The sequence below is a fragment of the Rhizobium phaseoli genome, from assembly GCF_001664385.1.
Classification (GTDB): Bacteria; Pseudomonadota; Alphaproteobacteria; order Rhizobiales; family Rhizobiaceae; genus Rhizobium; species Rhizobium phaseoli.
On record NZ_CP013532.1, the window covers coordinates 3,441,695 to 3,465,548 of the forward strand.

Consider the following 23,854-nt stretch of genomic DNA (forward strand, 5'->3'; position numbering starts at 1 on the left):
TCCTCAGTTGTGCACCACCGGATCCTGCAGTTCGCTGTCGATGTCGGGCAAGCCCGTAACAGCCAGGCTTTTGGCCAGTGCCACCAGTTTTTGCCTGATATTCGGATCCTCGATGGCGATAAACGCTTTGTTGAGCGCCAGTCCTTCCTTCGACGACAGGAATTTGTTCAACTCGCTCGTCTCACCTTCGATCGGTCCGGAGCCGCCGTTCTCGAAGAAAAAGCCGACGGGCACGCGAAGGATCTCGGAAATGCGCTGAAGACGGCTGGCGCCGATGCGATTCGTTCCTTTTTCGTATTTTTGAATCTGCTGAAAGGTAATGCCCAGAAGTTCAGCCAAACCATGCTGGGTCATCCCGAGCGTCTTCCGCCGAACTCTCACGCGGTTGCCAACATAGACGTCGATCGAATTCGGCGATTTGGCCTTCATGTGAATAGGTCTCCCGCTTTATCTGCACGCCCGCTGTATAATGGAGAATTTGAGCAAGAATGCAACTAAAAGTAAATATTTTGTAAGAATTTTTTTCAGCGCAGCGCACAATAGAAACAACCTGTGGAATACCACAGGCTCGTGCCATGACCTAAATATAAGGTTTATCTAATCGAGCAAGCCAGACCAGGCTCCGCAGCCCCGCCTCCCTAAAGAGGCTTTTCGGCCACGGCGATCATCGACTTGGCAAAAGCGGGTATCCTTCCGACATATTCAAAACGAATACTGCCGAAACCGGCATCACGCAGCAGCGTGCCCAGGGTGTTTCTCGACCAGAACTTGATATGTCCATGATCCTTCAGCGGCATGAAGTGATCATCCATTTTCCCAAGCGCCGCCAAAGCGAGGTTCTTCAGATAGCCGTGATAGGGCGTCGATACCACGGCGATGCCGCCAGGCTTGACCAGATCATACATTGTCGAGGTGAAGGCCTTGGGATCATAGACATGCTCGACCACTTCCAGGCTGATCACGGCATCGAAGGTGCCGTATTCTCCGGAAAGCTGATCATAGCCTGAACCGACATTCAGCCGCAGCCCGGGGTAATTGACATTGGCCTTGGCGATGCCATCGCTCGAGGGATCGACGCCGACGACACAATATCCCTTTTCCGCAAGCGTTGCGGCCGCCCCGCCCGCGCCACATCCGAGATCGAAGACAGCGCCCTTCGCAGAGCCGGCGAAATGGCGCTCCAGCACCCCAAGCACAGCTGGCAGGATGTAGGAATGCGCAGTTGCCGGTTTGGCATGGATATAGGTGGTCGCGTCCAGCTCGACGGACATATCCGTCCCCTTCTGCAATGGCACGGCAGACCCTATAGAAAAATGCGTCGAAAATTGGGTAAAACCCGGCAAAACCGAATGCCGGCTAAGAATATAACCTGTGGTTTTGCAATAAAAATTTTAACCTTTGCGCGAATACAAGGTAAATTCGGCAGTATAGACAAAATGACTGCAGTGACCTGCCCGCAAGTCACGGCCGCGGATCGTCCGCGATCTTCGCTGTGCCACAGGGGTCGTGCATTGGAGAGGGGACCTCATGGCACTCCGCCAAATATGAAAAACCCGCTTCTTGCCGATGACCATCCCGACGCGGCAGAATGACGAACCGCAAGCCAAAGATATTTAACGGATGGATGTATACTGCTGGATCGAGACAACCTGATCGAAACCTTCTCGCATATCCGGAGAAGATAAGCTTGCCCGAGAACTCGTCGCCCGCATATGCGAAACAGCCAGTGGGAAAACCGCGGATTCCCGTGGTCTTCTGGCTGCTGCTGACGATTTCCGTCTCGCTTGTCATCGGAACCGTGCTTCTTTCCAACGATATGAAGCACCTGAGGACGATCGATCGCTATTTCCGCTTCGGTCTCTTTTCCTATGAGGTCAAGCCGCCGCCACCGAAGGCGCTTCCCCGCCCGACGCCCTCGGCCTCCGTCAGGCTTCCCTTGCATGCCACCGAACCGCCCACGGCGCAGACCGCATCGGCCTTTCTGCGGACGTGGCGCGTATCAGGAGCGGCCATGTGCGCGGCCCTGCGCGACGCCGGTATCCAGACCAGCGAATGGGCGGCAGCGAGCTTCAACGCCAATACCTTCGAATGCTATTTCGAACACAGCGGCAAACGTGAAAAGGATCAGCTTCCCAGTTCCATCTTCGTCATCGTTCGCGGCGACGCCGCAGGCACGATCAGCAATATGCGCGTGAAAATCGTCAATCCGCAGACCGACCAGAATGGCCAGCTCGACCCCAACATCCTGCGGATTTTCGAGATCATGCTGAACCAACCGCAATGGCTCGATTTTCATGAGGCGCTGAACGCAATCAAGAATCTGAGGGACATCAAGGAAGACGGCTTCGGCGCCAGCATCACCTTCAGCCGCGAGGTGCTCAATCCGGACCGCTACAATTTCACGCTCTCGCTGGATGCAGCCCCGGGACCTCAAACGAGAACGAGAAATTATTTTTCCGACAGAACCTGGCTTCCATCGCCGGAGCCGACGGTCGAGACCGACCCCGCGCAACCGGCGCCGCCATCAGCGCAATAAAATCGGAAATAAAAAGCGGCGGACGCTGGCCGAGGCCGCACGCCATGAACCAGTCTATCAGGCCATGCGACTGCATCGTCGTGATGCCGGGCCAGAATTTTGTAAAGCTCTTTCAAACTGTCGCCGCTTGGTCGTTCGCTGCCGTCGTCGCCGCCGAAGTCGCTGAAAACAACGGCTGCGAACTGCAGGTCATCGAGACGAGAGAGCGTTTGGAAGGGTCGCCATAAAAAAAGCGGCATTTTGCAATGCAATATGAAAAAAGCTCATCACGTAGCTGAACCAGTCTTCCATCACGAGCGTCCTCCGGGAAGATCTATATCTTGGCGCAGGCTGAAAAGTCTAGCGGATCCGCCAGTATTCGTTCCTAGGAAAGTATATTTGAGGTTGCATTACTCCGACAAAGCAAACGCGGATCAGGACGGAACCGCGGCCAACCGTCCCGGCTGCCGCAAGTTCCATCGCGGACATGAAAAAAGCCCGCGGTGAGGGATAGAATGAACAGAAGACGTTTCCTCGCTTCGGTTCCGCTCGCGCTGTCGTGTCTCCACGCGGGCGCGGTGCTGGCCAGGGTTCCGGCGCAACCAGGGCTGCGCGCCCTTGCCGACAGCAAATCGTTCCGGTTCGGATCGGCAATCGACCTGCAGAATATCAGCGACCCGGCCGCCTGCGAGCTCTATGTCGACAACGTCAATTCGATAACGCCGCGCAATGAATTGAAGTGGAAAGCGACGGAAAAGAGTCCCGGCGTTTTTTCCTTCGGGGGCGCCGACAGGATGGTTGCATTCGCGCGAAAAAACAACATGAGGGTTTATGGGCATACACTGATCTGGTATCGCGTCCCGGATTGGGTGTCAGAGATCACCGACGCGCGAGCCCTTCGGACGGTCATGAACCGTCATATAAAACAGGTTGTCGCTCGCTATAAGGGGTCGATCGATGCCTGGGATGTGGTGAACGAGCCGTTGGAGTATGATGCGCCCGACCTGCGGAATTGTGTTTTCCGACGCCTTCTTGGCGACGATTATATTCGCATGAGTTTCGATATGGCGCACGAGACCAATCCGGCTGCGACGCTGGTTCTCAACGAAACGCATCTTGAGAAAAAATCCGCCACCTTCGAACAAAAGCGCGGGCACATTCTCAAGATCGTCGAGGATCTCGTCGCCAGGCAGACCCCGATCAACGCGGTCGGGCTGCAGGCGCATTTCCGCCCGGGTCTCGACCGGATAGATCCGGAAGGAATGAGGCGATTCTGCGCGGCTCTGAAGGACATGGGAATTGGTGTCTATATCACCGAACTCGATGCATCCTGCCACTTCCTGAAGCATGACCAAGGCTTCACGCCGGCCGCCTACGCCGATATTTTCCGCGACGTGATCACCGTGGCGGCCGAACACGGCGACTTGAAAGGCGTCACCGTATGGGGCATGTCGGAGAAATACGGCGAGCCCGATGAAACGGAGACCGATGCCGATGGAGCCTGCACGAAGCGCATTAATCTCTACGATGACAACAACGCGCCGCGCAGTTCAGCTGATGGCGTCAGGCAGGCAATAGAGGCGATGTGATGCGCAACACAACGGAGACGTCGACAGATTCATGAAAAAGGCAGTTATTTATGTGGAGAAATTTCTGCCTGCCAGCCAGGCATTTGTTCTCAATCAAGCGGTAGCGTTTCGTTCGTTCGAGGCCGAAATTCTTGCCGGCACGCGCATTTCATCGGCCCACACGAAAAAATCCACCGTTCCGGTTCACGACATCCGCCGGTCGCCAATCGCACGTGCCGGCGAGCTGCTGTTGAAAATTCCACAGATCGGCCTGCCTTTCCTCTTTCCCGCGATCGATCAAGCCGATCTCGTTCACGCACATTTCGGCAAGAACGGCTACGTCATCGGGCCCTTAGCGCGAGCCGCCGGCAAGCCGCTCGTCACGACGTTTCACGGCTTCGACGCCACCTATCGCGGCGATCCGAAAAAGCCGGGCGGCTTCAATCAGGTGCGCTTTTTCGCCAAGGGCCGGAGCGAGATGGCCGGCTGGAACAGCTGGAACATCGCCGTTTCCGACTTCATCCGCGACCGGCTGCTGGCGCTCGGCTTCCGTGCCGACCGCGTCTATCGCCACCACATCGGCATCGATCTCGATCTCTTCAAAATGGAGCCTCGTCCCCGAAAAAAGGGACTGGTGGTTTCCATCGCCCGTTTCGTCGACTATAAGGGCCACCGCTTCATGATCGACGCGCTGTCGCGTGTGGCGGCGACCGGCACGCCGGTCGAATTCGTCATGGTGGGTCAGGGACCGCTGAAAGAGGAAATCGAGGCGCTGGCGCGTCGTTCCTTGCCAAGCGTCACGATCCATGAAAATCTGTCGCAGACTGAGATAAGGGACCTGCTGGCCAGTGCAGAGCTTTATCTCCACGGCAGCGTGACCCTCGACAATGGTCACGCAGAAGCGTTCGGCCTCGCCAATCTCGAGGCCGAGGCCGTCGGCACTCCGGTCGTCGCATTTCGCTCGGGAGGCGTAGGCGAAGCGATCGAGGAGGGGAAAACTGGCTATCTCGTGGAGGAGCGGGACGTCGCGGGAATGGCGGAAGCGGTCGGAAGGCTGCTGAACGACCAGGCCCTGTGGACAAGCTTCAGCGCGCGGGCACCGCTTCTGGTGGCCGAGCGCTTCGACATACGTCGCCAAACGGGGATGCTCGAGGACTATTACAGTTCCGTGCTAGACGAATTTTCCAGCCGGGGTCGGACTTGATGGTGCAGACAGGAAAGAAGCCGAAGTGGGGACTGAACGTATTTCGGCCGCTGCGGAACGGAATCGTAAGGGCCAAGTGGCTCTACTATACGAAATTCTGGGGAATGGACATCGATCCGACGGCAAGCTTTTCGTTGAGCGTGCGGTTCGATAAGACCAACCCGAAAGGATTGCATATCGGCGCGGAGACCTATGTCGCCTTCGAAGCCGCGATCCTGACCCACGACCTGACGCGCGGCCTCTATCTGCACACCAGGATCGGCAAGCGCTGCTTCATCGGCGCCCGCAGCATCATTCTGCCCGGCGTCGAAATCGGCGACGAATGCGTCATCGGTTCGGGCTCGGTGGTGACCAAGAGCGTGCCGCCGCGCTCGCTCGTCGCCGGCAACCCGGCAAAGATAATCCGCAGCGACATCAAAATCATTTCGCGTTACGGCCGCATGGCGACGAATGACGAGCGCGATGGTTCGGTTCAGACGTCCGAGTTTTCCGAAACCAGGCAACCATTCTGATGGCAGGGAAAATAGATATGATTCTTTTAAGTGTTATTGTGCCAGCATACAATAACGAAAACGATATATCGATCATCCTGGACGCATTTTCGAAGCAGACGCTTGATGCCGATCAAGTTGAATACATAATTGTCAACAACAACAGCAAAGACAACACGAAAGGTGTCGTCAACGAATACGCCAAGAACCTGCCTATTACCGTAAGGTGCGTTGACGAAAACAACATTCAGAGTTCCTACGCCGCCCGCAACGCCGGAATTCGAGCGGCAAAAGGCAATATTCTCCTGTTCACTGACTCGGATTGCGTTCCCGAACCTGAGTGGGCTGCCCGGATGCTGGACGCCTTCGATAGGCCGGAGATCGGCATCGTTGGCGGTGCGATTCAAGCAAGTCACGGCGATTCTCTGGTCGAAAGATTCAGCTCCGAAGCCAACGTGCTGTCCCAGGAACATAGCCTCAAGAATCCCTATCTCCCATTTTTTCAAACGGCAAACGTCGCCTATCGTCGTGAAGCGTTTCAGAAAGCCGGTCTGTTTCGCTCGCGTCTTAAGACTGGCGGCGATGCGGACATGTGCTGGCGGGTACAGAAGAGCACCGACTTCGAGCTTCGCTACTGCGCTGAAGCAAAGGTCCTTCATCGACACCGCACGACGCTCGCCGGATTAAATGAACAATTCTCCCGCTACGGCCGGTCCTCGGTTTACCTCAACCGCCTGTATGGAACAGAAATCCAGCCGGAGCCGAGAACGCAATATTTTATCCGCAAGGGCGTTTCGTGGGCGTTTCTCCACCTTCCCATTACGCTTGCAAAACGACTGGCTGGGCAAGCCACGAACATCGATCTATTCCGTGAACCTTTGCGTCTTTATATTCGCTGGTGCCGTAAAACAGGCATTTCGAGTGCCGAAACCGCCGGCCTGCCCAAGGAGCTTGACATCGAATATCTCGGATAACCCAGGCTGACGCGGTATCGCCAGATCGCGGCGATACTTGCCTCGAGATATCAACCTGAAACGCAAATAGACCATTCGCCGTCAGACGAGGGCTTGCTGTTGAACGTTACCTATTTTTCTCTCAACTTTCCCGAGTTGACGCAGACGTTCGTTTACAACGAGATGCGGGGTCTCAAAAACCTCGCTGTCGATGTTGATGTCGTCGCGTTACGCCGGCCCGCCAGCAATGTGTCGAGCCTGCCGGAACAGTACGGATTTTCCGATCGTATCCAGTATGTGCAGGCCGATAAGCGTCGCCTCTCCCGTATCGCCGCGTTAATTCGCGGAGGGATCGCGCTTCTCGCCCGCGCAGATTTCCGCACCCTCTGGCGCCTCGCCACCATGCGCGACAGCGAGATAAGGTTGCCGATCTCTCAGAAATTGCGCATGGCGGCCAGTCTGCAGCCCGGCCGCTCTCCCGCGAATGTCATTCATTGTCACTTCGGTCCGGCTGGCCGCGTTGTCGCGCATTTGAAAAAACTCGGACTTATAAAAGTTCCGATGACGACTGTTTTCCACGGCTACGATATCACCCAATATACGGATGGCCGTCCGGAAATTTACCGCGAGCTCTTTGAGCAGGCGGATTTGCTTCTTCCCATCAGCGACCTCTGGCGCCGGCGTCTGATCGATCTGGGTGCGCCCCCTGAGAAGATAACGACGATACGCTTGGGGGTCGATTGCAACGCTTTCGATTATAAGCTGAGGACCATTCCCGCCGGTCAACGCACGCGCTTCATCACGATCGGACGAATGACGGAGAAAAAGGGGCATCGCTTTACCATTCAAGCGTTTTCTCAGCTTGTTTCCCGGCGCCCGGATCTCGATCTTTCCCTCGATATCGTCGGCAACGGGCCATTGTTTGACGATATGCGAAGCCTTGCAGAAGCTTCGGGGCACTCGGACAGAATCCGGTTCCACGGAGGCCTACCGCATCAGGAGATCAAACGTCTGCTGGACGAGGCACATATCTTTGTGCTCCCCAGCGTAACCGCCGCGGACGGAGACATGGAAGGCATCCCGGTCTCGATCATGGAAGCCATGGCGATGGGACTTCCGGTCATCAGCACACGTCACAGCGGAATCCCCGAATTGGTGGCCGATGGGAGCTCCGGGCGTCTGGTCGAAGAAAAAGATGTTCCTGCTCTATCAAGTGCGATGGAGGAATTGGCCAGTAGCCCCGACCTCGTTGGCACAATGGGATCGAAAGGACGGATGATCATCGAACAGGGCTACAATGAACAGAGCCAAGCTCGTTCGCTGAAGCAAGCACTCCAGCAGCTTCAAACAAAAAGGATCTGACAGCTCGCCATGTTGATATTGATAGAGAACACTGTCTGTTTGAATGCGGGTGATGCAGCCATCATGCTGGCGATAATCCGGATTTTGCGTCGCACTTTCGGCGAGCAGAGTGAGTTTGTTGTTTTTGACAGCAATCCGGAAGTCGCCGCGCGTTACTACCCCGATATCAAGTTCCGCCCGCTGACCACACCGCTCACGGCAGCACCGTCGATGTCGCTTCCGCTGATCGGGAAGCGCATGGCGAGGCGTATCCGTCGAAAGATTGGCGGGTTGAAAAAGCGAGAGTTCCTGAGATTGCTGACCTCCGCGAAAAACAACAATGGAAGCGTCGGCTGGAGCCCGCTTTTAACGAAGCAAACGCGAGAAAATATTGCCCTTTACGCCAAAGCGGACCTGGTTGTCTCCACAGGCGGGACGTACCTGGTTGAGCACTACGACCTTTCAACTCGGTTTGAAGAATTTGAGAAGGATCTGACGCTCGACAAGCCGCTAGTGTTGTTCACACAGTCGCTCGGCCCCTTCAATAAACCGGAAAACCAACGAAGAGTTAAATCCATCGTCGATCAGGTTCGAGTGGCGCTTCTGAGAGATGAAAAATCCGAGAACAATCTGCGCGCTATCGGCGTCGAGCACGATCGCCTGAAGGTGATTTCCGATAGCGTTTTTGCATTTGCGGATATGGAACGCCTGTCCAAGCGGCAACGATCGGAGCGATCGGAAAAACTCAGGGTCGCCGTCTCCGTCCGTGATTGGGCGCACTTTGACGGGCTTTCGCCGCAGGAAGGCATGGCTCGATATAAGAGTGCAGTCTCTCAAGCGATCTCCGAGCTCGTGAAGACGAGGAATGCCGAAGTCACGTTTCTGTCGACATGTCAGGGTATTCCTGAGTACCACTATGACGACTCCATCGTCGCCCAGGCGATCGCCGATGGATTGGATGCAGAAACGCGAAAGTCGGTCTCTGTCGATTCAGGATTTTATGGCCCCGATGCCCTGCTAAAGAAAGTGACTGATTTTGATTTCGTCATCTCAACACGCATGCACATGGCCATCTTATCATTGTGTGCCGGCGTGCCCGTGCTGCCGATTTCCTACGAATTCAAGACGACGGAACTTTATCAAGGCTTGTCTCAGAGCCAATGGGTAACGGACATATCGCATATTGAACCGGTAAGCTTCACCCAACGTGTTCTCGATTTCACGGAACATTTGGACGAGTTCTATCAAGCCGCCGCGCCGAGAATTCGCGAACAATCTGCATCGGCTTGGTCGGCAGGCCCCCTTATCCAGGCGTCCTTATCATCGCAACCAACCCACGTCACCGTTGGTGCGAAACCAATAAAGCAGGCATCATGATGACAACTGCACCCAAGCAAATAGGGGCAAAGACACTCCAGGCATCCTTTTGGTTGATGTCGGGCGTCTTCTACGGTCGGCTCGCAAATCTCGCGATGACGATCATTCTCGCACGCATTCTCGTACCGGCAGACTTTGGTCTGGTCGCATTGGGTACGACATTGCTGATTATCCTGACATCCGTGACCGACTTGTCGCTCGCAAATGCGCTCATTCATCATCAGGACGTGAAGGACGCGGATTACCATACCGCGTTTACGCTCAGCGCAATTCGCGGCGTTTTGCTGGCGATCGCCATGGTGATCAGCGGGTTTGTCATGGCCCACCTCTATAACGACCCGAGACTTATCGGTGTTTGTGCAGGACTTGCGTCGCGGCCCCTCTTAAGCGGGCTCGGAAGTCCTTACTACGTCACGTTCTCGAAGGAACTCGACTTCGGTACAGTCGCAAAGAACGAGGCGTTGAATTATACGGCGCAGCTGGTGGTCGCCGTCGGTGTTGCTTGGCTCACCAAGAGCTATTGGGCAATCGTTGCGGGGGCGGTGGCCGCGTCCATCACCGGGATCGTCGCGACCTACATAAGAGCGCCCTATGTTCCCCACTTCACATTGACTTCATGGCGGAAGCTCACGAATTTTTCGGTGTGGCTTACCCTCAATCAATTCGTCACGATCATCGGAAATCGCTTCGATAATTTCCTTGCCGGTGGCCTGCTCGGGATCGCCAGCTTTGGCGCATATAATGTCGGCAACAACGTCGCTGCGATGATCACGCAGTCTGCATTCCAGCCGCTGGAGCGGGTCCTGTTCCCCAGTTTTGCGAAATTGACTGGCGATAAGGCAAGGTTAAATGAAGCCTTCCAGAAAAGTCAGGCCTCCCTGTTTGCGATCGGTTTTCCAATGGGTGTCGGGCTTGCGATGGTTGCCGAACCTTTCGTCTACCTGACACTCGGTCCGAAGTGGGGTATCGCCGTCACCGTCATTCAATTCATCGCACCGGTGCTTGGGATGCAGATCGTTTTTGGCCCCTCAAACGCCCTTGCCTATGCTTTGGGTGCCACTCGAACTCTGTTTACCCGGGGTATCGTGCTTCTCATTTTTAGAGTTCCGATCGTGCTCGCCGGCCTTTATTTTTTCGGGCTAATCGGCTTGCTCGTTGCTAGAGTGATATCCGGTGGCATAGTGGTGTCGGTTGTCAATTTCTACATCGTCAGATCCTTAACCGGGCTCAGCCCTTGGCGGCAGCTTTTCGTGACGTGGCGATCATGGGTCAGCGGCGGTGCGATGGTCCTCGCATTGCTGGCCTTGCGCGAGCTTACAGGTCCGATCACCAATAATTTCGCCGCCGGTGAAGCGCTTGTTGAGACTGTGCTGCTGGGCGGCGCCGTTTATTGCTTTGTCCATGCTGTCCTGTGGATAACAAGCGGCCGATCTCAAGTAGGCGTCGAAGCTGAGCTGATGAAGGTAATTTCCGCCATTTTCGGACGCTTCAGAAAGCCACATGAAAGATCCGTATAAATCACACGCCACATTATTCGAAAACGAGGCCCGAAGTCATGACGAATCCCAAACTGAGCGTGGTGTTCTCATCCTATAATGGCGCCAGCCGCCGGCTGCGCCACACTTTGGATTCCTTGTTGTGCCAGGAGCTTTCTCATGATCAATGGGAATTGATTGCCGTTGACAACAATAGCAATGACGGCACGTTTGATCTTTTGAAATCCTATAGCGACAAGCTGCCCATCACCATCCTGCAGCACCACACGCCGGGTAAATCGGGGGCGCTGAACCTGGCTCTGGATCGCGTGAAGGGTGATCTCATCGTCTTTACGGATGACGATGTTCGCGCCGAACCCAACTGGCTGCAGGCGATTGTCGATTGCGCCGTTGCCCATCCGGGTTATGGCGTCTTCGGCGGCAGAATCGTCCCCGATTGGGAAAAAGAGCCAAGAGACCCTTTCATCGAGTGGATTCCGATGGGATCCACCTTTGCGATCGTCGATGAAACGCAAAGCGGGCCATGTGACCCGACAAAAGTCTGGGGTCCGAATACCATCATCCGGCGAGAACTGCTTGGAACAAGCATACGTTATCGCGAAGACATCGGTCCTCTTCCGGGAAAGATTTTCGCCATGGGAGAGGATGCGGAAATCATCATTCGCCTCGCGGCAAATGGCGTCAAATCCTATCGATGCGCCGAGGCCGTGGTTCATCACTGGATACCGGCATCCAGCGTCACGGAGGACTGGGTACAGAAAAGGGGCGAGCGGCTTGGCTACGGCATGCCGGCCCTCTTTCCGGACGAGGTGCCTGAAGGGGTGAGATTAAGCGGAGTTCCGCTTCCGACCTGGATCGAGAGCGCGCAATGGGCTTTCCGGGCAGCGATGCTTTATCTCCTGCCGCAATCGAAGACGCGTTTCTGGGCGATCTGGAAATATTACTACATGCGCGGCTATCGCGCCGGAATTCGCCGATACGCGCCGGGGACCCTGGCGCGGTAATCGATTGGTCTGCTGCCTAATTCCTTAAATCGGAAGCAATTTAAGGGCAAATTATGCAGCAACTCAGAACATACAGCGTCCTTTGCGCATATGAAATGACGCGCCGCGCTGTAGGAGACGGTAATTTGAAACTCTCGGTGCTGATCAACAATTTCAATTATGGGCAGTTCCTGCGCCCATGCATCGACAGCGTTCTGTCTCAGAACTATCCGGACTTCGAGGTCGTCGTGGTCGACGACGGCTCCACGGATGATTCGAGGGAGATCCTCGCTTCGTACGGGACCCGCATTCGGTCCGTGCTGAAGGAAAACGGCGGCCAAGCCTCGAGCTTCAATGCCGGTTTTGACGCGGCGAGCGGGGATATCCTCTTTCTCCTCGACGCCGACGATGCGTTCCTGCCCGGTAAACTGGCGCGGATCGCCGAAATCTATGACCACAACGAGATCGACTGGTGCTTCGACCGCGTGACGACCAAAGAAGACGACCAGCCTCCCGGGGAGTTGCAGGTGACGCTGTTCGACAAGCGGGACACGTTGCGCAAAGGGGGTTTCCCCTCGCTTCCGGTGCCGACATCCGGCTTGAGTTTCCGCCGCGCCCTGCTGTCCCAGATATTGCCGATGTCCGTGGCGACGGATGTCGTTCTCAGCGACAATTATATCAAGTTCGCGGCGGCCTATCTCGGCCGCGGCGCCATCATCGAGACGCCGCTGACATTCCAACGCATTCATGCGTCGAACCGCTACACCGGCACGAGCCGCGCAAAGACGCTTCGCCCGCGGATCATGATCGCCACCGGGCTGGAACTGGCGCGCCGCTATGATGGGCTGCAGGCACTCGGCAAGAGCCTGGTAGCCGGTGGTATCGCGCAAACGACATCGCTGCTCAAACTTCGCAGCGAGGCCCGCAATACCGTCGCCGGCGGTCCGTTCGGCCAGGATGCCGCAATCGAAGTGGCCTTGATGGCCGCGCGCAAGCGTCTGGGAAATATCTTGCGCGGAGGACAGTCATGAACCAGCAAGACCCCTTCCCGCATTCGTCGGCCAAAGCCGATCAGCCAGGCTTGTCGCCGTTGAACATCGCCGTCGGTGTGCTGACCTATCGGCGGCTGGACGGGATCGCCAAGCTGCTTGACGTGATGACGCGCCAAACCAGGCATCCGGCTCGCCCCTATCATCTGACCATGGTAATCGTCGACAATGATGCGGCCGGCAGCGCCAGAACCACCGTCGAGGGCTTTGGCCAGACCGGCGCCTATGATCTGATCTATGTCGTCGAGCCGAACCAGGGCATACCTTTTGCGCGTAACCGCGCCATGGATTCAGCCCCTGCCGGCACCGACCTCTTCTGTTTTCTCGACGATGACGAATGGCCGGTCGATGGCTGGCTTGATGCCATGCTGGAGACCCGGGAGAAAAACCGCGCCGATTGCGTCTACGGTCCCGTCCAGCCGGTCTATCCCGACAACCCGCCGGAATATTTCATCAAAGCGAAGGTTTTCGAGCGCAAGAAGAACAAGGACGGTCAACGTATTTCTTATGCGGCCTCGAACAATGTCATGTTCGATTATCCGCTGATCCGCTCATGGAATCTGCGCTTCGAAGAGAAGATGCGCTTCACTGGGGGCACCGATTATCTCTTCTTCAATCAGGCCAGTCGCCGCGGCATGCAGATTTTCTGGGCTGACAAGGCGCTCGTCTATGATATCGTTCCTGCCAGCCGCATGACGTGGAAGTGGATACTGCAGCGGCAATACCGGCTCGGCAACACTTTCGCGGTCAGCGAGGTCCTGCACGGCAATCTCAAGCGCAGGCTCTATCGGGCGACTTATGGCGCCTCAAGAGTGATACTCGGGCTGGCCATGCTGCCGGCGATCGTGATTTCACCCTATTGGGGCATGCGGGCGCTCACCCATGTGCTGCGCGGCGCCGGCATGGTCAATGGGATCCTCGGACATGCATACCAGGAATATAGACCCAATGCCGTCAATTGATCGTGTTTGCGGGAGTGAGCTCGGATGAGTTACGGCCCTTCCTATCTTCCGGCCGAGGAGATCGGCCCGATGCGGCACTCCTCGCGGTCGCAGCCACGTCACGGCATCAAGAAGGAGACGCTGGTCCGCGGGCTTCTCACGGTCATGCTTTATCTCTCACTCCTGCGCGCAACCGGGATGTGGTATGGCTATCCCTCAAATTTCGACGACGGGATATCTGTGGACCCGCTTCCGCAGAAGCTCATGCTCTACTCCCTGATCCCCATGATCGGCCTCTATTTTGTTTTGGAGCCGAACCGTTTTCTCTCCTATTTTCGCAGGATCCCGATCCTCGTCATCGTTGTCGCCGCCTTCTCGCTTGCTTCCCTTGTTTTATCGATCAGCTTTGGCGCCTCGGCGCGCGGCATCGCCGCCGTCGTCACCTTGACGATTGCTCCGCTGCTCTATAGGCGCCGCTACGGCAACGTGGAAACATTCAGGCTGCTTCAGAACTTCGCCATCTTCGCAGCTTTTGCCAACGTGCTGTATCTGGCCGCTTTTCCGCGCTTCGCCATCATGGGCGGTTCCTATGCCGGCATGGTCAAGGGACTGTTTTACCACAAGAATACGATGGGCCAGTTCTTTGCCGTCGCGTTCATTGTGGTGGTTTCAATCGGTCTGCCATCCTCCAGGCTTCGATATCGGATGCTGCTTCGTTGGGCGGCATTGTTGCTGATGCTGTTGTTGATTGCCGTCTCGCGCTCGTCGACGGCCGTCGTCATGCTGGCCATGGGCCTCGCGACGCTCGCCGGCCTGAAAGGGATGTTCAAGATCGGCAATTCCGGCGTACGATCCTTCTTCCTGTTTTTTCTCTGCCTTATCCTCGGTTTCATCGGCGCCTCTGCCTATCTCGGCGCTGCGCAGATGATTGCAGATGCGTTCGGCAAGGACCTGACGTTCTCCGGACGAACGAACATCTGGGAGCAGTTGATACCGCTTGTCTACGACAAACCGATTTTTGGCTACGGTTTCGCATTGTTTCGACAACCCGACATCATGGAACAGTTCGTCCGGGTAACATTCGACGCGAGATCGACGCACAACACCTACCTGGAACTTGCCCTCAACATCGGAGTGCCCGGAACGATCGCTTGGGTCTTGTTCTTGTTCAAACGCCTCGGTCAACGTATTACCATGGTCTCGGCAGGGGCCGCCTTGAACGAAGTTCAGGCCAAAGAAGTCGCAATTATCTTGATGATCATGATCGGCGCTATGATGGAGGCTGGACTGATGTTGGCGCCCGTCGTGCTCTGGCCACTGATGGTGGTGTGTCTGCCGAAAGATCCCTTGCCTAGTTCCTTTAAAATGAGGCGAAGGAAAGCAGTCTTGCCGAATTCTGGTCGAAGAGCGGCGGTACAGAGTTAACATTCGCGTCCTGGCAAGCGACCAGATATGTACGCTATCCGAACAGCAAATTGACGTCCGTTTCAATCCGGATCACATTTAACGCAATTCAGAATATGAGGTCCTGTCTATGGCTGAGAAAAAATTGAAGGTTCTCGCTGCGTCGTCAGGGGGCGGCCATTGGGAACAGCTGATGACCATGCGCAGCGCCTTCGAGGGCTGCGACATCATCTTTGCGACCACCATCCCGGGGCTGCTTTCCAAATACGACATTCGGGACGGACTGGTTCTTCCCGATTGCAGCCGCGACTCGATCACCATGTCGATCCGGTGTTTTTTCAGCGCTTTCGCCATCGTCATCAAGCACAGGCCCGACGTCATCATCTCCACCGGTGCCGCGCCCGGGCTTTTTTGCCTGCTCGCCGGCAAATTGACGGGCAAACGCACGATCTGGATCGATAGCGTCGCCAATGTCGAAAAGCTGTCTCTGTCGGGAAAATTGGCCGGCCACATTGCGACGCTCTGGCTCACGCAATGGCAACATCTGTCGCGGCCGGACGGCCCGCATTACGCAGGAGCCGTCCTTTGATCCTGGTCACCGTCGGAACGCAGCTGCCGTTCGATCGCCTCGTCAAGGCTGTCGACGCCTTCGCCAAAGAATTGACCAAGCCGGTTCTCGCGCAGATCGGCAAGGGCACCTACACGCCCGAGAATATGAAATGGATCAAGAATATCGACCCTGCCGACTTCGACCGGATCTTTCGCGAAGCGAGCGTGATCGTCTCTCACGCGGGCATCGGCACCGTCCTCACGGCGAAACGTTTCGGCAAACCGATCATTCTCGTGCCCCGCAAGGCAGCCCTTGGCGAACACAGAAACGATCATCAGCTTGCGACCGTCAGCCAGCTCATCGACCGGCCGGGAATCTATGTCGCGCATGACGATAGCGAACTCAAAGACTATCTCCTTCAGGACCTCAGCAGCCCCTCCCGTGAAGATCCGTCCGATGTCGGCCGGACATCGCTGGTCAACTATCTGAAGAGTTATCTCGCGGCAGGCTGAGCCCGCGACCGGCCGCAGACTATTCTCCGCAGTCGCGGCCGGCGATGTGTCCGACAAGTTCGGGCACGATGATCCTGGCAGCAACGTCTGGCCGCGGATGCGCTCCGTCGGGGATCGCGGCGGCCAGTTCATCCGGGTTCAGGCGCTCCCAGCCGGGCCGGTGATCGACGAACTCCAGACCGCGCTTCTGTGCCTCCGCCTGATGAGCCGAGATATAACTGCCGACGAAGGGACGGATCAGCCCCCGCAGTCCCGAAAACGGATTCATCGCCATGAGAATGATCCGAGCCCGCGGCAGGCGCCGATGCAACTGATCGAGGATCTCGCCGATATTCCTTCGGCTTTGCGCCAGCGACACGAACCGGTGCACGGTTGCGTCATTGGCGTAGAGCTCGATCAGAATGATATCCGGATCTTCGGCAACGACGCGGTCCAGCTGGGTCAAAGCCCAGGCCGAGGTCTCGCCGCTCTTTGCAACGCTGTCGACCCTGACGGGTCTCTGCAGGCAGGCGGCAAGCTTTGCCTCAAGTCCGGCCTGCCATCCCCCGCGCGCTGTCAGCGATGTTCCGAAAGCCACTATTTTCACTGGCGGAAGGTTCTCGGCATCACTCTTGCCCGTCGTTGAAACCACGACGAGGCAGGCCAAAAACAGAACCAGCGTCCATGCCGGTCGCCTCTCCGTCGGCACCGCTCGCCAAAGCCGCAAACATATCATGAAGAGACCATATCGCGGCAGGAGCTGTCCGTCACCCGCCAGTATGGCGCAAGGCAAGCTTTGCCTTCAGCCAGAAGGTAAAGCTTGCCTGAGGTGGCGATAATATGCAGCAGCGGCGCGCCGAAGCCGCCGATCACTCCTCACGAAAGACGTGCTGCATCTGGTCCGTCAGCGGTTTCGTCAGATAGGAGATGACGGTCCGGTCGCCAATCTTGATGAAGACTTCGGCGGGCATACCGGGATAGAGCTTGATCGACTTCAGCTTCGCGAGGCTTTCGGACTCCGGCTTGACGCGCAGCGGATAGTAGCTGATCCCGGTTCGCTCATCCTTGACGATATCAGGCGCAATCGAGGTGATTTCAGCCCGTACGTCGGGCGTCGTGCGCTGATCAAAGGCGCTGAACCGCACATCGACGGATTGGCCGACATGGAGCTGGTCGATATCCCGGGTGGAAACCTTGGCCTGGACGGTCAGATCGTCGTTTTCGGGAACGACGAGCATCAGCGTCTGGCCCGGCTCAATGACGCCGTTCACCGTATGAACGGCAAGTTCGTGGACCCTGCCGCTCAACGGAGCGGTGATATCGAGACGGCGGAGCTGATCGAGCGCGGTTTCACGGCGCTCCTCATTTTCGGCTATCTTCGCCTCGACATCGGTCAGTTCTTTCGCAATCTCCGAGCGACGATCTTCGTCCAGCTGGATCGACTGGCGATCGATTTCGATCGCCTTGCCCTCGGCCTCCGCCTTTGCGGCGATTTCCTGGCCGCTATTGCCTTGAAGCTCGGCGCGTGCACGCTTGAGCGCGTTCAAGCGCTGAAGTGTCACCAGTCCCTTCTTGTAGAGCGCATCGACGCCCTCCAGTTCCTGTTCGATCAGGCCGAGGGAATCATTGGTGGCGTTGATCTGAACGACCAGACCCTTGATCTGTTCGCCCAGCTGATCCTTGCGCGACGCCAACTGGCTCTTCATTCCGACGAGCGCCGACTTGCGGCTGTCAAACAATTTCTGTTCGCCGTCGAGAAGATCCTGTGCGGCATTTCTGGACGCCGTCGTGTTGGATGCGGCAGCGCTGGATGTCATCAAATCGCTGATGTTTTCTTCGACCTCGAACGAGTCGGCGCCGATCCGTTCAGCCTTGAGACGGGCACGCCGTGCATAAAGCTGCGCCAGCGTGCTTTCGACGATCGAGAGCTGCGCTCTCGTCGACGTTCCATCGAGCCGTATCAACACCTGTCCAGCCGACACATGGTCGTTTTCGGCGACCAGGAGTTTCGACACGATGCCACCGGTCGGGTGCTGGATCTTCTTGACGTCGCCGTCGACGACGACCACGCCTTCGCCGATGACGGCACTGGAAAGCTCGGTCGTCGCCGCCCAACCGCCGATGCCGCACACCAGCGCGATGGACAGTGCGCCGACTACGGCGACGTGACGGTTGAGGGACCGTTTCGATTCATTGGTAATTTTGTTCATGTCGTCCTTCCGGCCTATTCGGCCGCATTTCCATCGACCACGACTTTGAGCTGAGCGACGCGCTCGGCAATCGAAGTGCGCGCCGCTTCCGGCCGGCTGACCCGCGCCAGAACTTCTTCCTTAGGGCCGAATGCGATCATTCTGCCCTCCTGCATCATCAGCACGAAGTCGCACACGGCCAGAACGCCGGAGCGATGCGCGATGACGACGACAATGCCGCCGCGTGCCCGCACGCTCATGATCGCAGCGCTCAGCGCCCGCTCGCCTTCCTCATCGAGGTTGGAATTCGGCTCGTCGAGCACGACCAGGAACGGTTCACCGTAAAGCGCTCTCGCAAGGGCGATACGCTGTCTCTGACCGGCCGAAAGCGACGCACCACCCTCGCCGATTTCGGTCTCGTAACCGTTCGGCAGGCGCAGAATGAGATCGTGAACGCGGGCCGCGCGCGCTGCCGCAACCACGGCCTCCGGCGACATGTCCTTGGCGAAGCGGCAGATATTCTGCGCGACGGTGCCCGAGAAAAGCTCTACGTCCTGCGGGAGGTAACCGATATGGCGGCCAAGCGCGTCGCCGTCCCACTGATCGAGTGCCGCGCCGTCCAGGCGAATGGATCCCCTGGCCGTCGGCCAGATACCCATCATTGCTCGCGCCAGCGACGACTTTCCCGAGGCGCTGTAGCCGATAACGCCGAGCGCGCTGCCTGCGCGCAGACCGAAGCTCACATCGGAAATGACCAGCCGCTGGCCGGCCGGCGGTCCGCTGGCCACACCCTCGACCGTCACCTGCTTGCTGGGCGCCGCAAGCGTTAGCGGAGCCGGGATCTCCGGAATTGTCTTCAGCAGGTTCGACAGCCGACCCCAGCTCTGCTGGGCGGACACGAAACCGCGCCAATTTCCGATTGCCGCTTCCACCGGCGCCAGAGCGCGCGATGTCAGGATGGAGCCGGCGATGATGATGCCCGAAGAGGCCTGTCCCTGAATGACGAGGATGGCGCCCGTCGCCAGCGTTCCCGATTGCAGAGCGATACGGAAAATCTTCGAAAGCGTCGCATATCCGTTGCCGACATCCGATGCCTGCCGGGTGATTTGCCGGTATTCGCCGTTCTTGCGATCCCAGATCTCGCTCATGGTGCCCGCCATGCCCATGGCGTGAATGACCTCGGAGTTACGGATCGAGCTCTGCGCAAAAGCGTTGCGCATATTGCCGGCCTCCGACTGCCGTTTGGAGAGCGTACGCGTGCCTTGGTTGGTCAGGAACGTCAGGATGGCGAGGACCAGCGACCCACCGATAGCGATATATCCGATCGCCGGATGAAACAGGAAACAGATGACGATATAGAAGGGAAGCCACGGCAGATCGAACATCGCCGTCGGCCCCATGCCGGATAGAAAGGTTCTGATCTGATCGAAATCCCGCAAGGGCTGCAGCCCGTCGCCGCCGATCTTGACCTTCAGCGGCGCCCTGATGAGCGCCCGAAACACCCGCCCGTTCATCATCTCGTCGAGCGCGCCGGCGACGCGAACGAGCATTCTGCTCCTGAGAACTTCGAAGGCTCCCTGGAAGGCGTAAAGAGTTAGCGCAAGAATTGCCAGAGCGGCCAGCGTCGGTATGCTTTTGCTGGGAATAACCCTGTCATACACCTCAAGCATAAAGAATGAACTTGTGAGATAGAGGATATTGATAAGCGCGCTGGCTATGCCAATGAAGATCAATCCGCTTTTGCATTTCCGCAAGGCCTTAGACGGTTCATTGACGTCAGCTGTTGAACTCTGAAACACGAAGCAATCCTCTCCTGCCGCACGCAGACGCAGCGAATACGCCGGTCCGCACTGCAGTTGCAGGCCCCTCAGGCCCGATCATTAACATGGCTACCCTCGGACCCGGCACCCTCGCCGACTCCGTTGGCACGCTCCTACACTATTACATGAATCCCACCGAAACGTGACCAAAAATACAAATTTATCACGAACAATTTCAGAGGTTCTAACTTAACGGTACGATAATCATACCGACGCAAGCAAGTGAAAAGCGTAAGTCGCCCAATAATGGTCCAAAGCGGCGAAAGCGTGGCAGGTTCAGCTTTCGTTATCTACTGGCGCATTAACTATAAATGCAATCTATAGTTCGATTTATCTGGTGATGGCGAAACATTTGCCGCCGTTCGTCCGGCGCATCTCGGTCCGTCACACCGGACTCGCCGGGCAAGGAACGGAATCGAGCGCTTCCGGCGGCGAACATGCCGGAGCCGCGTCATCGTCAGGAAAGCAAGTGTGAGACGTGGCTGCTGTGGAATGTGTCGACATTGATGGAGACGGTCAAGCTGTCGGCGTCGATATGGGAGGCGCCATCGGAGATCTTGTATTGGAAGGATTCGCTGACCTTGCCGCTCAGGCCGGCGAGTTTGGCGGCATCGACCGTGTAACTGTAGTCGCCATCGCTTTCCACGTGAATGACGCCGTATTTCCCGGTCAGCGTCAGGCCGTGCTTGTCGACCGCGCTGTCGCCGAACCTGCGAAGGAGGATGGTGCCGTTGCTCGCATTGTCGTTCTCAAGCAGGTTGCCGTGATAGGCGCCGCCGGTATCTTCCGCAATCTTCAGGCTGTCATGCACGGCGACAATCTTTGCGGTGGCGGCAGGCGCGGGGGCGATCAGCGGTTCCGCGACAGGCGCAGGAGAGCTGACCTGCGTATCGCCGGTCGTGCTGCTGCTGGCGGCGCTGTCGATTTCGGCCTGCGCTTGCTCGAGCGTCTTACTTTCGCCGATGGAGAACGTGTTCAGGGCAGCGATTGTGGCGGGCATCGTCAGCGTCGACACCGCACTGTCGACGATATTGTCATAGAAGGAGCCCGAGGCGGGCTTGTCGACCTTCAGCGCCGACGACGACAGATCGTCGAAAACATTGTCATGAATAATGATATTCTCGCGGACATAGGCGGGGTTGCCGATGGCACTGATCAGCACGCCGTATACGCCCCCGTGCAGATAATTGCCGCTGATATCGTAGTTTGTCGCGTTGCCCTGATCGCCGAGGCCGATGCCGTAGGACCAGCTGTAGCCGCCATATCCCGAGATGTCGTTGTCATGGATGGCGATATTCGTGCCCGCCTGCGCGCTCAGCCCAAAGCCGCCGCCCACCAGCGTATTGCCCTCGACCACGGCGTCCTGCGCCCGGATCAGCACCAGCACACCCTTGGCGCTGTTGGTTTCGGTCTGCTCCAGATGATTGTCCTTGACGAGGATATTGCTGCTGTCGTTGAGCTGGATGGCGTCGGCAGCACTGCCCTGGCTGTTGGTGACCGTATTGTTGACGAGAGTGATGCCCTTGACCTTGTCCATCCAGATGCCGTCGGAATGCACGCCGGTCAATGTGCTGTTCTCGATCGTGATGTTCTGGCTGCTCTGGAAGCTGACCGATCCCGGCTTTCCCGAGAGGCCGGTATTCGACACTTCGACATTGCGCACAGTCCAGTTCGAGACACTGCCCGCATAAATCGCGTTGGCGCCTGTATCGGCGATCTTGATGTTCTCGATGACGATATTCGACGCCTTGGAACCGTGGATCCCGTCATTGCTGCTGTGAATGACCGGCACGTCACCAATGCCATAGCTGCCGATGGTGATCGGAGCGCTGACGCTGCCGGAATATTTCAGGTCGAACTGTTCGTTAAACACGCTTCCGGCGGCAAGCAGCACGCTATCGCCCGGATTAAGCTTCAAGGCTTCAACAGCAGACAATGTCGCGAAGGCTGAACTCTCACTGGTTCCCTTGTTATTGTCGGACCCTGTCACTGAATTCACGTAATAGACGGTCATGCTGCGGTCTCCCAAGGTAATGGAAAACCTTCTAACCGCCGACCTCTCTCCGGCTGCTAAAATGAAACACTAAAATGCGTGATATCTCGCAATAATTCTTGCGTCCTCAATATAAATATCTTGGTGTACTCAGTATACTTCGTCGCGACAAGGTTGCAACGCCGCGACTGCATGCCGGTTTACTCGGCCGGACGCAGTTACCAAGCTCCGACCCCGAGCGAGCAGGATTTGGGCTGCCCATCGCCGCATTAGGGCATCGCTGACTGAAAACAAACCCCATCTGATAGTAATACAACTGGCACTGCTCTCCCCAATTCTCCGCCAGGACTTGCAGAAACAGCCCTAAATCCAAAGTGATTAAACAGCGCTTAGCAAGCCAATACAGGATTATCCAAACTCATTAAATTTGCCTATGAATAAAGATTCATTCAGCGAGAAGAAAGATCCGCGACAATATGACAACATGAGACAATCACTTATTATTAAAGCAATATTATTCATGCCTTTCATCGCCTTATGCAGATTGTACGCGCGTCATTATTAATAAAATACACTCTCAGATACCAAGCCGTCGTTAACCATCCGCTTGACTCCCATTATTAAGACATCACTAATCGGCCGGCTCGCTGAAGTCAAAAATGACCGGCGAAGATCAATTTCAAGGAGAGAGGCATATGGCTATTCACGCAACCGACGATACTGCAACTTTTCTGGAAACCGACATTATTTCCGGAAACCTGCTCAGCAACGATACATCCAGCGGCAACCTTTTCCTGCGCGCCTTCGACCAGCAGAGCGTCGGCGCCAAACAACCCGGCCAAGTCACCACGATCCAGGGCGATTACGGCACCTTCTACGTCAAGGCCGACGGCAGCTACACCTATGTACTGAGCGATGCCGCCAAGATCGGCTTCACCAACGGCGAACTGATTCAGGAGAAGGTTTCCTACAAGATCTCCGACGGCGCCGGCCACACCGATATGGGCATGTTCACCCTCAACATTCAGGGCGTAACCCAGGTCAAGCCGGTCGCGGTCGACGACCATTACAGCTTCAACGAAGGCGATCTGATCAGCGGCAACGCGCTGGCCAACGACATTCCGGGCGACAATGGTCACCTCTTCCTCCGCCAGTTCGACGGCACGAGTGTCAACGGCAATAGCGGCGCTATCACCGATATTGCCGGTACCTATGGCACGTTCCACGTCAAGGCGAATGGCGACTTCACCTATGAGCTGACGCAGGATATTGCGCCCGGCGATCACGTCACCGAAACCGTCCAGTACTACAAGATCTCTGATGGCCAAGGCCACACGGACGTCGGCGTGCTGACGCTCAACATCACCGGCACCGACGTCGTTTCCGGCGCGAGCGTCTGATCATCGACAACCATCAAGAAACAACGCCCGCCGCACAAGCAGCGGGCGTTGTCGTCGTATGAAGGCGAAAATGTTCCGAACCATTCGCC

At 56.8% G+C, this 23,854-nt stretch carries 22 protein-coding genes; 16 read left to right on the forward strand and 6 right to left on the reverse strand.

From position 1 onward, the window contains the following. Positions 1 to 3 precede the first annotated feature (3 nt). On the reverse strand, positions 4 to 429 hold the full coding sequence (locus tag AMC88_RS16615; RefSeq protein ID WP_010025368.1) for a helix-turn-helix domain-containing protein: 426 nt from the start codon (positions 427 to 429) through the stop codon (positions 4 to 6). Positions 430 to 638: 209 nt separating this feature from the next. Then, positions 639 to 1,271: a class I SAM-dependent methyltransferase gene (locus tag AMC88_RS16620; RefSeq protein ID WP_012484885.1), complete on the reverse strand. Its 633-nt coding sequence runs from the start codon at positions 1,269 to 1,271 to the stop codon at positions 639 to 641. A gap of 416 nt (positions 1,272 to 1,687) precedes the next feature. Here AMC88_RS16620 and AMC88_RS16625 point away from each other — a divergent pair, with 416 nt between their 5' ends. From AMC88_RS16625 to AMC88_RS16695, 15 genes are all read left to right on the forward strand, one after another. Continuing rightward, complete coding sequence (locus tag AMC88_RS16625) at positions 1,688 to 2,536, forward strand: DUF6030 family protein (RefSeq protein ID WP_064825530.1); 849 nt, start codon at positions 1,688 to 1,690, stop codon at positions 2,534 to 2,536. A gap of 44 nt (positions 2,537 to 2,580) precedes the next feature. Next, on the forward strand, positions 2,581 to 2,763 hold the full coding sequence (locus tag AMC88_RS33680) for a hypothetical protein (protein ID WP_064825531.1): 183 nt from the start codon (positions 2,581 to 2,583) through the stop codon (positions 2,761 to 2,763). Between the two features lie 267 nt (positions 2,764 to 3,030). Then, positions 3,031 to 4,104, forward strand: a complete 1,074-nt coding sequence (locus AMC88_RS16635; protein ID WP_064825532.1) for an endo-1,4-beta-xylanase — start codon at positions 3,031 to 3,033, stop codon at positions 4,102 to 4,104. A gap of 31 nt (positions 4,105 to 4,135) precedes the next feature. Continuing rightward, positions 4,136 to 5,287, forward strand: coding sequence for a glycosyltransferase (locus AMC88_RS16640; protein WP_004676330.1), 1,152 nt, complete (start codon positions 4,136 to 4,138; stop codon positions 5,285 to 5,287). Continuing rightward, positions 5,287 to 5,799: an acyltransferase gene (locus tag AMC88_RS16645; RefSeq protein WP_010033693.1), complete on the forward strand. Its 513-nt coding sequence runs from the start codon at positions 5,287 to 5,289 to the stop codon at positions 5,797 to 5,799. The genes AMC88_RS16640 and AMC88_RS16645 overlap by 1 nt, the downstream gene beginning before the upstream one ends. After that, complete coding sequence (locus AMC88_RS16650; protein ID WP_225880683.1) at positions 5,799 to 6,752, forward strand: glycosyltransferase family 2 protein; 954 nt, start codon at positions 5,799 to 5,801, stop codon at positions 6,750 to 6,752. Before AMC88_RS16645 ends, AMC88_RS16650 begins: the two co-directional genes overlap by 1 nt. A 99-nt stretch (positions 6,753 to 6,851) precedes the next feature. Then, positions 6,852 to 8,093 (forward strand): glycosyltransferase, encoded by a 1,242-nt coding sequence (locus AMC88_RS16655; RefSeq protein WP_081277751.1) that lies wholly within the window; start codon positions 6,852 to 6,854, stop codon positions 8,091 to 8,093. 9 nt (positions 8,094 to 8,102) lie between these two features. Further along, on the forward strand, positions 8,103 to 9,449 hold the full coding sequence (locus AMC88_RS16660; protein WP_064825535.1) for a polysaccharide pyruvyl transferase family protein: 1,347 nt from the start codon (positions 8,103 to 8,105) through the stop codon (positions 9,447 to 9,449). Continuing rightward, on the forward strand, positions 9,446 to 10,966 hold the full coding sequence (locus AMC88_RS16665; RefSeq protein ID WP_016733848.1) for a lipopolysaccharide biosynthesis protein: 1,521 nt from the start codon (positions 9,446 to 9,448) through the stop codon (positions 10,964 to 10,966). The genes AMC88_RS16660 and AMC88_RS16665 overlap by 4 nt, the downstream gene beginning before the upstream one ends. A gap of 38 nt (positions 10,967 to 11,004) precedes the next feature. Next, positions 11,005 to 11,949 carry a glycosyltransferase family 2 protein gene (locus tag AMC88_RS16670; protein ID WP_064825536.1) on the forward strand — a complete coding sequence of 315 codons (945 nt, stop codon included), beginning with the start codon at positions 11,005 to 11,007 and terminating at the stop codon, positions 11,947 to 11,949. Positions 11,950 to 12,074: 125 nt separating this feature from the next. Further along, entirely contained in the window at positions 12,075 to 12,959 is an 885-nt protein-coding gene (locus AMC88_RS16675) for a glycosyltransferase family 2 protein (RefSeq protein ID WP_064825537.1), read from the forward strand. Beyond that, positions 12,956 to 13,939 carry a glycosyltransferase family A protein gene (locus tag AMC88_RS16680; RefSeq protein WP_012484897.1) on the forward strand — a complete coding sequence of 328 codons (984 nt, stop codon included), beginning with the start codon at positions 12,956 to 12,958 and terminating at the stop codon, positions 13,937 to 13,939. Before AMC88_RS16675 ends, AMC88_RS16680 begins: the two co-directional genes overlap by 4 nt. Before the next feature lie 24 nt (positions 13,940 to 13,963). Next, entirely contained in the window at positions 13,964 to 15,343 is a 1,380-nt protein-coding gene (locus tag AMC88_RS16685; RefSeq protein ID WP_064825538.1) for an O-antigen ligase family protein, read from the forward strand. Between the two features lie 109 nt (positions 15,344 to 15,452). After that, positions 15,453 to 15,911, forward strand: a complete 459-nt coding sequence (locus AMC88_RS16690; protein WP_016733851.1) for a glycosyltransferase family protein — start codon at positions 15,453 to 15,455, stop codon at positions 15,909 to 15,911. Further along, complete coding sequence (locus tag AMC88_RS16695) at positions 15,908 to 16,384, forward strand: glycosyltransferase (protein ID WP_064825539.1); 477 nt, start codon at positions 15,908 to 15,910, stop codon at positions 16,382 to 16,384. The genes AMC88_RS16690 and AMC88_RS16695 overlap by 4 nt, the downstream gene beginning before the upstream one ends. A 19-nt stretch (positions 16,385 to 16,403) precedes the next feature. Here the strand turns inward: AMC88_RS16695 and AMC88_RS16700 are convergent, their stop codons facing one another. The 4 genes from AMC88_RS16700 to AMC88_RS16715 form a co-directional block, all read right to left on the reverse strand. Further along, on the reverse strand, positions 16,404 to 17,099 hold the full coding sequence (locus AMC88_RS16700; RefSeq protein ID WP_064825540.1) for an SGNH/GDSL hydrolase family protein: 696 nt from the start codon (positions 17,097 to 17,099) through the stop codon (positions 16,404 to 16,406). A 133-nt stretch (positions 17,100 to 17,232) separates the two neighbouring features. Then, positions 17,233 to 18,573, reverse strand: a complete 1,341-nt coding sequence (locus AMC88_RS16705; RefSeq protein WP_016733854.1) for an HlyD family type I secretion periplasmic adaptor subunit — start codon at positions 18,571 to 18,573, stop codon at positions 17,233 to 17,235. 14 nt (positions 18,574 to 18,587) lie between these two features. After that, on the reverse strand, positions 18,588 to 20,351 hold the full coding sequence (locus AMC88_RS16710) for a type I secretion system permease/ATPase (RefSeq protein ID WP_012484903.1): 1,764 nt from the start codon (positions 20,349 to 20,351) through the stop codon (positions 18,588 to 18,590). A gap of 478 nt (positions 20,352 to 20,829) precedes the next feature. Beyond that, the gene (locus AMC88_RS16715) at positions 20,830 to 22,386 is read right to left on the reverse strand and encodes a right-handed parallel beta-helix repeat-containing protein (RefSeq protein ID WP_012484904.1); all 1,557 of its coding nucleotides are present in this window, start codon (positions 22,384 to 22,386) and stop codon (positions 20,830 to 20,832) included. A gap of 674 nt (positions 22,387 to 23,060) precedes the next feature. Between AMC88_RS16715 and rapA2 the strand changes: the two genes are divergently transcribed. Further along, positions 23,061 to 23,765, forward strand: a complete 705-nt coding sequence (gene rapA2 / locus AMC88_RS16720; RefSeq protein WP_012484905.1) for a calcium-binding lectin RapA2 — start codon at positions 23,061 to 23,063, stop codon at positions 23,763 to 23,765. The last annotated feature ends 89 nt before the right edge of the window (positions 23,766 to 23,854 follow it).